General features: G+C 46.0%; 10 protein-coding genes. 4 read left to right on the top strand and 6 right to left on the bottom strand.

Features of this window, described 5'->3' with window-relative positions; all coding sequences use genetic code 11:
* Positions 1 to 128 precede the first annotated feature (128 nt).
* Together ACTIE6_RS04220 and ACTIE6_RS04215 are read left to right on the top strand one after the other, a co-directional pair.
* Positions 129 to 1,181, top strand: coding sequence for a sugar phosphate isomerase/epimerase family protein (locus tag ACTIE6_RS04220; RefSeq protein WP_439555439.1), 1,053 nt, complete (start codon positions 129 to 131; stop codon positions 1,179 to 1,181).
* Between the two features lie 145 nt (positions 1,182 to 1,326).
* Positions 1,327 to 4,734 carry a ThuA domain-containing protein gene (locus ACTIE6_RS04215; RefSeq protein ID WP_439555438.1) on the top strand — a complete coding sequence of 1,136 codons (3,408 nt, stop codon included), beginning with the start codon at positions 1,327 to 1,329 and terminating at the stop codon, positions 4,732 to 4,734.
* 68 nt (positions 4,735 to 4,802) lie between these two features.
* Here the strand turns inward: ACTIE6_RS04215 and ACTIE6_RS04210 are convergent, their stop codons facing one another.
* From ACTIE6_RS04210 to ACTIE6_RS04195, 4 genes are all read right to left on the bottom strand, one after another.
* Positions 4,803 to 6,275, bottom strand: coding sequence for a tail fiber domain-containing protein (locus tag ACTIE6_RS04210; protein WP_439555437.1), 1,473 nt, complete (start codon positions 6,273 to 6,275; stop codon positions 4,803 to 4,805).
* A 159-nt stretch (positions 6,276 to 6,434) separates the two neighbouring features.
* Positions 6,435 to 7,232, bottom strand: a complete 798-nt coding sequence (locus ACTIE6_RS04205; RefSeq protein ID WP_439555436.1) for a TIGR02757 family protein — start codon at positions 7,230 to 7,232, stop codon at positions 6,435 to 6,437.
* A gap of 218 nt (positions 7,233 to 7,450) precedes the next feature.
* Entirely contained in the window at positions 7,451 to 8,464 is a 1,014-nt protein-coding gene (locus ACTIE6_RS04200) for a LysM peptidoglycan-binding domain-containing protein (RefSeq protein WP_439555435.1), read from the bottom strand.
* Positions 8,465 to 8,467: 3 nt separating this feature from the next.
* Complete coding sequence (locus ACTIE6_RS04195; RefSeq protein ID WP_439555434.1) at positions 8,468 to 9,256, bottom strand: DUF4905 domain-containing protein; 789 nt, start codon at positions 9,254 to 9,256, stop codon at positions 8,468 to 8,470.
* Between the two features lie 51 nt (positions 9,257 to 9,307).
* Between ACTIE6_RS04195 and kdsB the strand changes: the two genes are divergently transcribed.
* Positions 9,308 to 10,045, top strand: a complete 738-nt coding sequence (gene kdsB, locus ACTIE6_RS04190) for a 3-deoxy-manno-octulosonate cytidylyltransferase (RefSeq protein WP_439555433.1) — start codon at positions 9,308 to 9,310, stop codon at positions 10,043 to 10,045.
* Between the two features lie 171 nt (positions 10,046 to 10,216).
* The gene (locus tag ACTIE6_RS04185) at positions 10,217 to 11,785 is read left to right on the top strand and encodes a PglZ domain-containing protein (RefSeq protein ID WP_439555432.1); all 1,569 of its coding nucleotides are present in this window, start codon (positions 10,217 to 10,219) and stop codon (positions 11,783 to 11,785) included.
* A gap of 77 nt (positions 11,786 to 11,862) precedes the next feature.
* Here the strand turns inward: ACTIE6_RS04185 and ACTIE6_RS04180 are convergent, their stop codons facing one another.
* Both ACTIE6_RS04180 and fsa read right to left on the bottom strand, forming a co-directional pair.
* Positions 11,863 to 12,540: a cell division ATP-binding protein FtsE gene (locus ACTIE6_RS04180; RefSeq protein WP_439555431.1), complete on the bottom strand. Its 678-nt coding sequence runs from the start codon at positions 12,538 to 12,540 to the stop codon at positions 11,863 to 11,865.
* Between the two features lie 20 nt (positions 12,541 to 12,560).
* Positions 12,561 to 13,203: fructose-6-phosphate aldolase (gene fsa / locus ACTIE6_RS04175; RefSeq protein WP_439555430.1), on the bottom strand; the 643-nt coding region annotated here is incomplete at its 5' end.

Raw genomic sequence — 13,203 nt, 5'->3', positions numbered from 1 at the left:
GATGCAAGAAGCCGAAGAGCTGATCAAAATTTTATCAAAAGCAAGAAAGTCAATCAAGTAATAAATTCAATCACGAACTCACTCATTTATTCACTAACTCACTAATTCACTAACTCAAAACTAAACACATGAAAACTATCAAAGGGCCGGGGATTTTCTTGGCGCAGTTTCTCGGCGACGAAGCTCCATTTAATACATTAGATTCTATCGCCGATTACATGGCGGGGCTTGGCTACAAGGGCCTTCAACTTCCTACCTGGGATCCCCGGGTGATTGATGTGAAACAATGCGCTGAGTCGCAGACTTATGCTGACGAGCTGAAAGGTAAATTGGCTGACAAAGGGCTGGAAATTACTGAACTGGCATCTCACATTATTGGTCAGCTGGTGGCTTCTCACCCGGTTTACGATGAAATGTACGACGGTTTTGCTGTTCCGGAAGTTCGTAATAACCCGAAGGCACGGGCTGAATGGGCTACGCAGCATTTGAAATATGTAGCACAGGCAAGCCGCAGACTAGGACTTACGGCGAGCGCCACTTTCTCAGGTGCATTGGCTTGGCCGTTTTTATATCCATGGCCGCAACGCCCCGCTGGTTTAGTAGAAACTGCATTCAAAGAACTAGCTGCAAGATGGAAACCGATCCTCGATGTATATGATGAAAACGGCGTGGATGTAGCTTATGAGCTGCACCCGGGTGAAGATCTGTTCGACGGTTCTACATTCGAAATGTTTGTGGACTACCTCGACGGACACACGAGAGCTAACATCAACTACGATCCAAGTCACTTCATACTCCAGCAGCTTGACTATCTGCAATTCATCGACCTGTACCACGACCGTATCAAAGCATTCCACGTAAAAGATGCCGAGTTTAATCCGTCTGGTAAGCAAGGTGTTTATAGCGGATTTGCAGGCTGGGCCGATAGAGCGGGTCGTTTCCGCTCGCTGGGTGACGGACAAGTTGACTTCGGCGGAATTTTCTCCAAACTATCTCAGTACGATTACGGCAGCTGGGCAGTTTTGGAATGGGAATGCTGCATTAAGTCGCCTGTTCAGGGTGCTGCCGAAGGTGCGCCTTTCATCGAAAGCCACATTATAGAAGTAACTACAAAGGCATTTGACGATTTTGCAGGAACTGGCGCTGACGAGGCGTTCAACCGCAAAGTTTTAGGTTTGTAATTGTCGATTGTACAAGTATATTAAAAACCTGTCTTCCTTATGGAAGGGAGGTTTTTTTCATATAATTCCTGCTGCTTTATTTCGTTTTGAATAGAATGTAAATGCAGTTCCAACACAAAAAAATAACCAGTTCACCAAATCTGTAATGCGTAAAATTCTTTATCAAAACTTACTGAACCGCTTCCGAGTAATTGGTGCAATGGGCCTTGTCTGTTGCGGTTTAGCGTCCGTGGCACAGACTGTCACACCTGAAAAGCGTGTGCTTGTTTTTTCCAAAACCGCTGCATTCCGGCATTCTTCGATTCCCGCCGGGAAAGCAGCAATCATGAAATACGGCAAGGAAAATGGCTTCGCTGTGGATACCACCGAAAATGCAACAGCTTTTACAGAAAAGAACCTGCAAAAGTATGGAGCAGTCGTTTTCCTGAACACTACCGGCAACATCCTGAACGATAAACAGCAGGAGGCATTTGAACACTACATCCAGGCAGGAGGCGGGTACGTGGGAGTTCATGCGGCTACGGATACTGAGTACGACTGGCCGTGGTACAACCAGCTGTCCGGCGCCTATTTTGCAAGTCACCCCGGCAACCCAAACGTGCAGGAAGGCGAAGCTTACGTCGTGAACGATCAGCACCCTTCGATGGCAGGCTTCCCGAAAAAATGGAAGATCAAGGATGAGTTTTATGATTTTAAAAACTTTAATCCGAAGGTGAATGTCCTGGTTAAAATCGACGAGAAGTCTTACAAAGACGGGAAAATGGGCGATAACCATCCGATGTCGTGGTATCATGAATATGATGGCGGAAAATCGTTTTACACCAACTTCGGGCATGAGGATGCTACTTTTGAAAATCCGGTTTTTGTAAAGCATTTCGTTGGCGGCCTGAAATGGGCAATGGCCGAAAAGCTAGATTTTGCGAAGGCCAGACCGGAAGAAAACCGCTTTACCAAAAAGACGCTCGCTACCAAGCTAGATGAACCAACCGAGCTGGTCGTGCTGGAAGACCAGCGCGTGCTCTTTTCTGAAAGAAAGGGAAAGCTTAAACTGTATAACCCGAAAACGGGCAAAGTGAAAGTCGTGGCTGAGGTACCTGTTTATACCAAGCAGGAATACGGTTTAATGGGTTTGAATATTGACCCTAACTTCAAGACGAACAAGCTGGTTTACATGTACTATTCGCCGCTTTCATCTGCTCCGGATACTGCACAGCATTTGTCCCGCTTCAAATATGATGATGTTAAAGATACCCTGATACTCAGCACAGAAGAAGTTTTACTGACTGTTCCTGTGAAAAGAACGGACTGCTGCCATACGGGCGGGTCCATTGCCTGGGATAGCAAAGGAAATTTGTACCTCTCAACCGGGGACGATGTGAATCCATTCCAATCCAATGGATTCGGGCCCATCGACGAGCGGCCTGGACGTGAGGGTTTTGACGGACAGCATACTTCCTCCAATACAAACTCGCTGCGAGGCAAGATCATACGCATTAAACCACGTTACGGCGATCGTCGCGCGAATATGCCAGGCGGAACCAATCTGTACGATATTCCAGAAGGTAACCTCTTCCCAGCCGGCAACCCGAAAACGCGTCCTGAGATTTACGTAATGGGCACGCGGAACCCTTACCGGATTTCAGTTGACCAGCACAATGGATATGTGTACTGGGGTGATGTGGGCCCTGACGCCTCTCTCGATGATCCGAAGAGGGGACCACGCGGTTATGATGAAGTAAACCAGGCAAGAAAGGCAGGTTATTACGGTTATCCTCTCTTCATTGCGGACAACAAGCCATACATCGACTTCAATTTTGCTGACAGTACCTCACACGGTCCATTTGATCCTGCGAAACCGATCAATAACTCGCCGCATAACACGGGCTTGCAAGAATTACCGCCAGCTAATCCTGCATTCATCTTCTATCCTTATGCAGACTCGCCTGAATTCGGGGCGATCGTGGGCAAAGGTGGCCGCAATGCAATGGCGGGGCCGGTCTATTATTCAGCTGATTTTAAAGACAGTAAAGTGAAGTTTCCTGAGTATTACAACGGGAAGTTCTTCGCTTACGACTGGATCCGTGACTATATCAACATAGTTACCATGAACGAGCAGGGTGATTTGAAGAGCATTGACCGTTTCTTGCCAAATACAAAATTCAGTCACCCGATCGATATGCAGTTTGCTAACGACGGTTCGCTTTATACATTGGAATACGGGCCAAACTGGTTTGCTCAAAATGACGAGGCAAGCTTGTCACACATTACTTACAATTCAGGCAACCGCGTACCACTGGCAGTAGCTTCTGCTACCAACACCACAGGTGCTACCCCATTGAAAGTTAATTTTTCCTCAAAAGGCTCACTCGACTACGACGGCGACCCGATCAGGTATGAATGGTCTTTTGGAAAAGGACTTCCAAAAAGCAATGTGGCTAATCCAAGTTACACCTACGCAAAAGCGGGTGAATACACCGCAGTGTTGAAAGTGACTGACAATGCAGGAAATTCAAATACTTCGGAAGTAATCGTGAGAGTTGGTAATGCGATCCCGAAAGTGGACGTAGCTATCAAGGGAAATAAATCCTTTTATTGGAACGACAAGCCCGTTAACTACGAAGTTTCTGTTTCGGATAAAGAAGATGGCAGCCTTGCAAACAAGAAAATAGCTGAGGATGAAGTGACTGTAACGATCAACTATCTGGAAGGCTTTGACAAAACCATACTCGCTCAGGGCCACCAGGCAAACACAGGCTTTGAAACCGGAAAGCGATTGATTGAACTGAGCGACTGCAAAGCCTGCCATTCGATTGACAAAAAATCCATTGGTCCTGCTTACAAGGAAGTTGCGAAGAAGTATGCAAAAGAGCGCAATTCACTTAAAACCTTGTCTGACAAAGTTCTGAAAGGCGGAAGCGGCGTTTGGGGCGAGCAGGCGATGCCAGGTCACCCGCAGCACAAGCCAGAAGAAATCGAGGATATGGTGAAATACATACTTTCACTTGCAAATGACAAGGCTGTTGACAAAAAACCGTTAAAAGGCTCTTACGTAACAGAAGCCAAGAAAAAAGATGGTTCGTACATTATCTCGGCCAGCTATACCGATAAAGGAAGCAGCACAATGGGCCCACTTACAGGTGTAAAAACCCTTGCATTGCGCCCTGCTACCCTGACAGCTTCACTCGCTGACTCAGCCATGCATACTGTTAATTTCAAGGTTGAAGGCGGCAAGGAAGTAGTGCTGGGATCGAAAAATGGCAGCTTCTTCGCTTTTGACGGCATCGACCTGTCGGGTATTACAAACCTGGCGATAGCGGGCGGCAGCAATGAGAAATTTACAGCCGGCGGTACTTTGGAAGTGCGTCTGGACGGTGTTGCCGGTCCGAAAGTCGGTGAGGCGGTGATCAATAAAACCGGGGAAGTAAATATACCGGTAAAAGCGCCGGCAGACCAGAAGCTGCACAAGCTGTTCTTTGTATTCAAAAATCCAAATGCCGGAGGAAAGCCGCTATTTACTGTTGAATCAGTACGGTTTGACAAAGCTGCTTTATAAGGTTAATTAATTAGTAAAACGCAAAAAGCCGGGCTTCAATGAAGTCCGGCTTTTTACGTTTTAATGTACTATTTACTCACCATCATCTTTTTAGCTCCATTACTCTTACCGTCTGTTACGAGATCGTAAACAAATACGCCGGTTCCAAAATCATGGGCAGAAAGCTGTACAGCGCCCTCTCCGCGTGTTTTGATAATTTCTGAGCGTACTTTCTGTCCATTTGTTGAGTAAATATTCAGTACTGCATCTTTGATCGTCTCCGGAATAAAAAACCGGATCGAAGAAGTACCTGAAAATCCATTCGGTGAATTCTGTTCCAGGATTACGCCATTTTCATTTACATCATTGGTTCTGGCGGCAGGATTTGTAAGCGGCCGGGTTGTATTGGAAGCAACGATGCGTTCAAGTTGGGTGAGCCGCTTTGCCAATTCAGTAGTTTCAGCAGTCAGCTGACGGATTTCCTCATCTTTCTGATCCAGCATTTGCTGCTGCTCTTTCACGGAATTTACAAGCATGTAGGTGAGCGCATTGGCATCGTAATCAAGGTACTCCGTTTTGTTACCAAGTGAATCCTGGTAGGTAAATGTACCTACCATGTGCGGTGCGACCTTTTGCACATCCTGCGCAATGATACCTACGAATTTCTTGTTTGTAGGCAACCCTGCCTCTCCATTGTAGCTGAACCAGACTGGTTTGATCTGCTTCAATACATCAAGCCCCTCCGCATACGCTGAAATATCTTTTTTGAGACGCTGATCAGAAGCAATGATCCAGGATGAAGAACCGGCCTTAGCTGCGGAAGAAGTACTGAGATGCAGCTTGTAAGTGGGCGCTTCGACACCCACACCCACATTGTCGAAAATTGTTCCGAGCACGATACTGTGATCCCGGGTCACTTTCGCGGAAGCGCCAATTGCAGTGGCATACGTTACATTCGCAGTTCCCGAAGCGTCGTATCCGATGAGGGTATTGGCCAGACCTGTCGTATTGAACTTTCCTGAGCCGTGGCCTATGAAAACATTGTAGTGACCGGTGGAGTTATATTCCCCTGCGCCATTGCCTAAAAACAAATTGTAATTTCCGCTGGTGTTGAAGAACCCGCTCCTGCAACCTACAAACAAGTTTTCATTACCCGAGTAATTCTTGCCGCCTGCTTCCACACCCACGAAAGTATTACGCAATCCTGCATAATTACTGGCGCCAGACTTTGAGCCTACGAAGGTGTTCCAGCTGCCAATTGTATTTGCTTTGCCGGAAAAATAACCCAAAAAGGTATTCTCGCTGCCATGCGTGTTCGAGTAGGCAGACCTGCTGCCTAGCGCAGTATTTTGGTTTCCCCCTTCATTTCCATAACCGGAAAGGCTGCCTACAAACGTATTATGCTCGCCAATTGTGGAGTAACCAGCCCAAATTCCAATGTAGGTGCCGTCAGTACCTTGCTTACCTGATTGTGAACCGTAGGAGGTTGTCTGTGCAGAAACACTGCTAAATACGCTGGCCGCAATCAGAACGGCACAGGATGATTTGTAGATATTTTTCATTTGCTTACAGTTTTAGTGAATTTGAAAAGCGCATTCGCGCCTGCAAATCTTCTCACAAGAACTTTCATATAAGAAAATGATAATCCACAGGTTGCTCACAATGAACCAACGGAATCGCAAGTAGTGAGTAAAATAATTATTAACAATGAAGATGTAGCACTACTTTGCAAAGCCTTCAATCCCTAACCCGAACAATGCAAAGTCGTATTTTACAGGATCTGAAGGGTCCAGTTGTTTCAATGAAGCAGTAAGTTCCAATGCAGTTTGCCAGTCAGTGTTAGGTCTTTTGATAAGGCCCAGGAATCTTGAAACGCGGTCTACATGCACATCGCAGGGACATACCAGCTGTGCAGGCAGAATGTTATTCCAGATACCAAAATCCACGCCATGATTATCTTTCCGGACCATCCATCTGAGAAACATATTCAATCGCTTGCACGAGGATTTGCGCGCTGGTGTGGCAATGTGCTTGGCAGTTCGCGAAGGAAAGTGCTCCGATTCGCAGAACATGTTGTGAAATCCAATCAGCGCATTCTCGATGGTCTCATTCGAAGCGCTGATGTGCTTGCTGAATGCGTATTCCAGCGAATCGTGCTGCAGGTAGTAAGTTTGGAAGAAATGAAGGAAGTAAAGCGTGTCAGTTGCATTGAACGTGCGGTGCTTAAAATCCAGAAAAGGTTTTAAATCACTATCCTGATGATTCCGGATAAAATCGTAAGGCGCATTATCCATGAGCAAAGCCAGTTCCAGGCATTTGCTGATGATCGTTTTACGCTGACCCCAGGCAAGTACCGCCGCCCAGAAGCCCATGATCTCAATGTCCTGCTTTACGGAAAATCGGTGTGGGATACTGACCGGATCGAGGGAGATAAAGTCGGGCTTGTTATATTGCGCTACTTTTTCCTCTAATAAATCAATGATGTAGGGAGATAAATGGGGCACTTCAATGCTTTGCATGGCTTCCTCCAAACAGGTAAGCCAGCACACGGGAAATACCAGAGAAGAACATGACTATTCCTGAAAAAAGAAATGTAAAAACTGCGATGAAGGGATAGAGCAATGTGAACATAACGCTCCAAATTTTGTATCCAGCCGTATTTTTCAGGGCTTCTCTTTCCTCTTCTCTCTTCGAACGGAATTGGGGTGAATGTTTCATGTGGGGATTAATAACAAAACTATTCCAGGTAACTTACAACTGCTCTGAAACGCTTGCTGTTAGGGGATACTTTTTCAAAGGCGCGTGACGATAACTTAATAACGATATCATCATTAACGCTGGTGTCCGGTATCCGTCCGATAATGCGGACAATGATTTTCTCCTGATTGTATTCATTCAATACTTCTACCAATGCACCAATGGGCGCACTGCGGTGCAAGCCGAGGAACTTACTGGTACTTTCGTCCGTCTCGATCACTTCTGCCAGCCCGGATTCCGATTTTCTTTTCCCTCTAACTACTTTCGGCGCTTCCACTACTTCCTCCACAGGCTTAACTACCTTCTCGGGAACAGCCGCTTTCGCTTTTACAGAGTCTTTCACAACTGTCGTGCTCGTCACTTTCGGTGCCGCAGGAGGTGCAACTGCCGCAACCGCCTTTTCAGCGCCTTTTTCACTTACAATCAGCTCCTGACCATCCTTTAAGTTATCATCTGTCAGGTTGTTCCATTTGCGAAGATCTGCCATCAAAACACCATATTTTACAGCAACGCGGTAAAGTGTTTGTCCTGGCTCAACGATGTGCTTTCCATTGGGAGATACCGAAACAGCTGATCCGGCGGTGGGTGCAGAGGTAGTAGATGGTGTGGTATCAGGCTTTGCAGCTGTGGCCGGGGCAGCAGGTTTAATCTCCTTTTTTTCCTCTTTCTTTTCTTCCTTCTTCTCCTCTTTTTTCTCTTCTTTCTTAGCTTCCTTTTTGCTGACCTTCGGCGTATAAGGTACGCGGATAGTTTGTCCAAACTGGATCTGATCGCTCATGCCGGGATTGGCTTCACGCAGGGCTTGGATAGAAGTGCCATACTGCCGCACAACCGCAAACATGGTTTGTCCCTGGTTTACTTTGTGCAACACAAACACCTTTCCTCCTACCCTTTCAACTCCTACTGAATCAATCCTTACATTCCCCGCAGCCCGGGCACTGATCATTCCTGAAAAAATACCTGCCAGAACAGTCAGGCAAAAAATGTATTTCATTTATTATGAAAGCGTTAAACTCGAAAACTCGTTATTATTTTTAAGATAAATCAGTGCTGATGCTTTTAATATCATTGTGGAGCGGCCTATTCCTTCTCGTTCTTCTGATAGCTTTTCGTGTAAAACAAGCTCTCTTTTGGTAGTGATAATCAGAAGATATTGCACGGTTTTATCCTGATGGTAAATATAATAAGAAAAGATCATAAAGGGCCTTTTCTCCAAATAATCGATATTAATGGGCTGATGCCCGCCAGTTATTTCCTCAATAAAGGACGCCAGTTTATCGAAAAATACATTCCCTTTTTTGTAACGAACAGGTTCTTCCAAAATTACCTGATCCTCGCCAACTGCCGCAATTTCCTCGTGTGGCAGCAACGCGCCTGAGCCTGCGTCGCACAAATGGTAGCTGAACCCGCTCCCGGCTTTGGCGGCAACTTCAATGCGGTTTTGATCAGCCACTTTGACCAGCAAATGATTGGGCAAATCCCATAAATGCGCACCATCTGCTGCCGAGAATGCAGAGAGATCCGTCGGCTCCGGCAGATCGGGATACCTGTAATGATGCAGGAAAAACCGGCTGTAAGAGTATGCAGTTACGGACGACCACCAGTCCATTCCCAGCGGGATACCTTCCCATTGCACGGATTTTTGTATAGTGTCAATCACCGCAACCGATGCAACTTTTTGTTCCGTGTCACGCAGCTCAACAGCCCATAGTGAGCTGGCCGGATCTGCATCAGGAAGGATGCGCCAGATATTCTTGGAAAAGCGGTATGAAAAAGTATTTTGCAATTTTTAGCTTTATTTTGGAACAGAATTGACAAAAATCAAACCAACGACCTCGTGCGAATATTAGGAATCATTCCCGCCCGCTATGCCTCTACCCGCTTCCCTGCAAAGGCCCTGGTGGATATCGGGGGTAAAAGTATGATCCAGCGGGTTTACGAACAATCATCCAAAGCCGCCCGCCTGGACCAGGTGATCGTTGCCACTGATGACGAACGGATTATGGATCATGTAAAAAGCTTCGGCGGGATTGCTGTCATGACATCTGAATCTCACCAGAGTGGCACCGATCGCTGCTATGAAGCACTTACCAAAACCGAAGGCCATTTTGACTATATTATTAACATTCAAGGCGATGAACCTTTTATCAGTCCAGAACCGATCGACCAGCTTGCCGGGGTACTTGACAACCGCACCGAGCTCGCTACCCTCGTAAAAGTTATCGACCAGGAAGATCTTCTGTTTAATGTAAACGTGCCGAAAGCTATATTGAACAAAAAAGACGAAGTCATGTATTTCAGCCGGCAGACGATTCCTTATCTCCGCAATGCTGAAAAAGACCAGTGGCTGGCAGCACATACGTTCTACAAACACATCGGAATTTACGCTTACCGCGCCGACGTACTGGCTGAAATCACCAAACTACCAGTGTCTGCATTGGAGAAGGCGGAGGCTTTGGAGCAGCTGCGCTGGCTGGAAAACGGTTACGCGATAAGAGCAGTAATTACGTCTGACGATTCACACGGAGTCGACACTCCCGACGACCTGGAACGTATTACCAAAAAGTTTTTGTAACCGGCCGAAAACCGCATTCTTGGTATGCGTTTTGTACCCGTATTGCCAACGTATACACTCAGGTGTGAATTCTAAAAATATGTTAAAACGGGTATTTTTATACCACACTTTCTGATTGTCCCGTTACCCTTTAAGGCATTACAATTTAATTATCATTGAAAAAACAAGCTTATGCAATATAACATTCTCTGGGCCGACGATGAAATAGATCTTCTCAAACCGCACATCATGTTCCTGACGAACAAAGGCTACAATGTCACTCCTGTAAACAGTGGCGCTGATGCTTTGGACCGCATTGAAAATGACCGGTTTGACATAGTTTTTCTGGATGAAATGATGCCGGGTATGACCGGACTTGAAACACTCGCCCAGATCAAACAGCAGCAGCCCAATCTTCCCGTGGTAATGATTACCAAAAGTGAGGAAGAGCACATTATGGAGGATGCAATTGGCTCTAAAATAGATGATTATTTAATTAAACCGCTTAATCCTAACCAGATCCTGTTGTCAGTTAAGAAGATTCTCGACAACAAACGATTGGTTACCGAAAAAACAACCCTGAGCTACCAGCAGGAATTCAGAAGTCTGGCAATGCAGTACCAGGACAGGATCGGGCATGAAGAATGGGCTGACATCTATAAAAAATTGATTTACTGGGAATTGGAGCTTGAAAACTCCGAAGATCAGGGAATGGCAGAAGTATTCAGCATGCAGAAAAGTGAAGCAAATGCGAACTTCTGCAAGTTCATTGAAGATGAGTATGAAGACTGGCTGAACGATCCGAAATCAGACAAACCCATTTTGTCGCATCAATTGATGAAACAAAAGGTATTTCCACATCTTAAAAACTCCGACGAGCCTGTCTTTTTTCTTCTGATTGATAATTTCCGTTATGATCAATGGAAAATGATCCAGCCCATTTTGCAGGAGTATTTCAACATTGAGGAAGAATCTTCCTACTCCTCCATTCTGCCCACTACCACAGGATATGCACGGAATGCAATTTTCTCGGGCTTAATGCCGAGCGAAATGGAGCGCAAGCACCCGCAATGGTGGGTAAGTGACGAAAATACACCTGAGGGCGAAGAGGGGCTGAACAACCACGAACAGGACTTCCTGGGAAAACAGTTGGAAATGAACCACTTCAACAACATCAAGTTTTCTTACAACAAAATCCTTAATACAAACCAGGGCAAATCGCTGATTGACAATTTCAACAACATGCTGAATAATCAGCTGAATGTAATTGTCTATAACTTCGTAGATATGCTTTCACACGCCCGGACGGACGTGCAGATGATCAAGGAACTGGCGCCGGACGAGGCCGCTTACCGTTCAATTACGCGCTCCTGGATCCAGCATTCTCCCCTTTTGGATTTTATTAAAAAGGTGGCAGAGAAGAAATGCAGGCTAATTTTGACTACTGACCACGGTATGATCCGCGTGCAAAAGCCGGTGAAGATTATCGGGTACCGCGAGACAAATACCAACCTGAGATACAAACACGGAAAAAACCTGGGATTTGACGATAACCACTTAATGGTCTGCCGCAAGCCGGAGCGCATCTTCCTGCCAAAACCGCACGTATCAACTTCCTATGTATTCACGAAGGAAGATTACTTCTTTGCGTACCCGAATAACTACAACCAATACGTCAACCTGTACAGAGACACCTTTCAGCACGGGGGAGTTTCTTTGGAAGAAATGATCATTCCGATTATTGATATGACAGCGAAATAAGTAATTCAAAAGGCAGCAAACGAAAAGCGGGCAGAGTTTGAAACTCTGCCCGCTTTTCGTTTTTAATCTGATATAACTCAGCTGATCGTCACGCTCCCGTTTTCGCATTTCAAAACGCGGGCTGGAAATCTTTTAAGAAAATCGTGATTGTGCGTTGCCATTAAAATGGCGGTACCTGCATTATTGATTGTCCTGAACACATTCATGATCTGGTCGCCAACTTCCGGGTCGAGGTTACCAGTAGGCTCATCGGCGATGAGGATTGCCGGTTCATTGAGCATTGCGCGTGCAATTACAATACGTTGCTGCTCTCCACCGGAAAGCTGGTGCGGCATTCTTTTCTGCGCAGTACCTAGTCCGACCTGCATGAGCACTTCCGCAATGCGTTTCGAAATTTTTGCCTGATTGTCCCAGCCGGTTGCGCGGAGTACAAACGAAAGATTGTCCTCTACTGAACGGTCAGATAAGAGCTGAAAATCCTGGAACACAATTCCGATCCGGCGACGCAGGAAAGGTATATCTGCTCTCTTGATGTTGTGAAGCTCGTACCCAGCTACTTTGGCAGACCCGGTGTGGAGCCACAAATCCGCATAGAGAGTTTTTAAAAGTGAGCTTTTGCCACTGCCGGTCCGACCGATCAGATAAACAAATTCTCCCTTTTTAATCTCAAAATGTACGTCATTCAGTACCGGCCGGTCACCTTGGAAAATATCCGCCTGGTCGAGTACAATTATCGGCTCCGAAGACTCAGTCATAATAATGCAAAAACGATTTTTTAGGAGTTACCCTTGTTGTAGTCGGCCAGGAATTTTTCAAGACCTATGTCTGTCAATGGATGTTTCAACAAAGCTTCCATTGCGCTTAGCGGGCCTGTCATTACATCAGCGCCTACTTCTGCGCATTGGATAATGTGCATCGGGTGACGAACTGATGCAGCCAGTACCTGGGTATCAAACCCGTAGTTTCTGTAAATCGTAAGAATTTGCTCGATCAGGCCGATGCCGTCTGTAGAAATATCGTCCAGGCGACCGATGAATGGAGATACATAAGTTGCTCCTGCTTTTGCCGCCAGCAATGCCTGACCAGCAGAGAAGATCAGGGTACAGTTGGTGCGGATTCCTTTACCTGAAAAATACTTCAGTGCTTTCACACCTTCTTTGATCATCGGGATTTTGACCACGATTTTATCATCAATCTCCACCAGCTCTTCACCTTCGCGGATCATTCCTTCCAAATCAACTGATATTACTTCGGCACTTACGTCTCCATCAACAATGTCACAAATGGCTTTGTAGTGACGCATAATATTGTCCTTACCTGTAATTCCTTCTTTCGCCATCAGGGATGGATTGGTTGTAACTCCATCTAAAACGCCAAGCGCCTGTGCCTCCCGAATCTCTTGCAGGTTAGCAGTATCA

Source organism: Dyadobacter sp. (genome assembly GCF_051859145.1).
Lineage (GTDB): Bacteria > Bacteroidota > Bacteroidia > Cytophagales > Spirosomataceae > Dyadobacter.
The sequence above is the reverse complement of the archived record's forward strand: the minus strand, read 5'-3'. Positions and strand labels throughout refer to the sequence as shown.

Excerpts from the sequence above, each read along its gene's own strand:
- ACTIE6_RS04215 (WP_439555438.1), top strand. The coding sequence starts at position 1,327 with ATGCGTAAAATTCTTTATCAAAACTTACTGAACCGCTTCCGAGTAATT.
- ACTIE6_RS04200 (WP_439555435.1), bottom strand. The coding sequence starts at position 8,464 with ATGAAATACATTTTTTGCCTGACTGTTCTGGCAGGTATTTTTTCAGGA.
- ACTIE6_RS04205 (WP_439555436.1), bottom strand. The coding sequence starts at position 7,232 with ATGCAAAGCATTGAAGTGCCCCATTTATCTCCCTACATCATTGATTTA.
- ACTIE6_RS04180 (WP_439555431.1), bottom strand. The coding sequence starts at position 12,540 with ATGACTGAGTCTTCGGAGCCGATAATTGTACTCGACCAGGCGGATATT.
- ACTIE6_RS04220 (WP_439555439.1), top strand. The coding sequence starts at position 129 with ATGAAAACTATCAAAGGGCCGGGGATTTTCTTGGCGCAGTTTCTCGGC.
- ACTIE6_RS04210 (WP_439555437.1), bottom strand. The coding sequence starts at position 6,275 with ATGAAAAATATCTACAAATCATCCTGTGCCGTTCTGATTGCGGCCAGC.
- ACTIE6_RS04185 (WP_439555432.1), top strand. The coding sequence starts at position 10,217 with ATGCAATATAACATTCTCTGGGCCGACGATGAAATAGATCTTCTCAAA.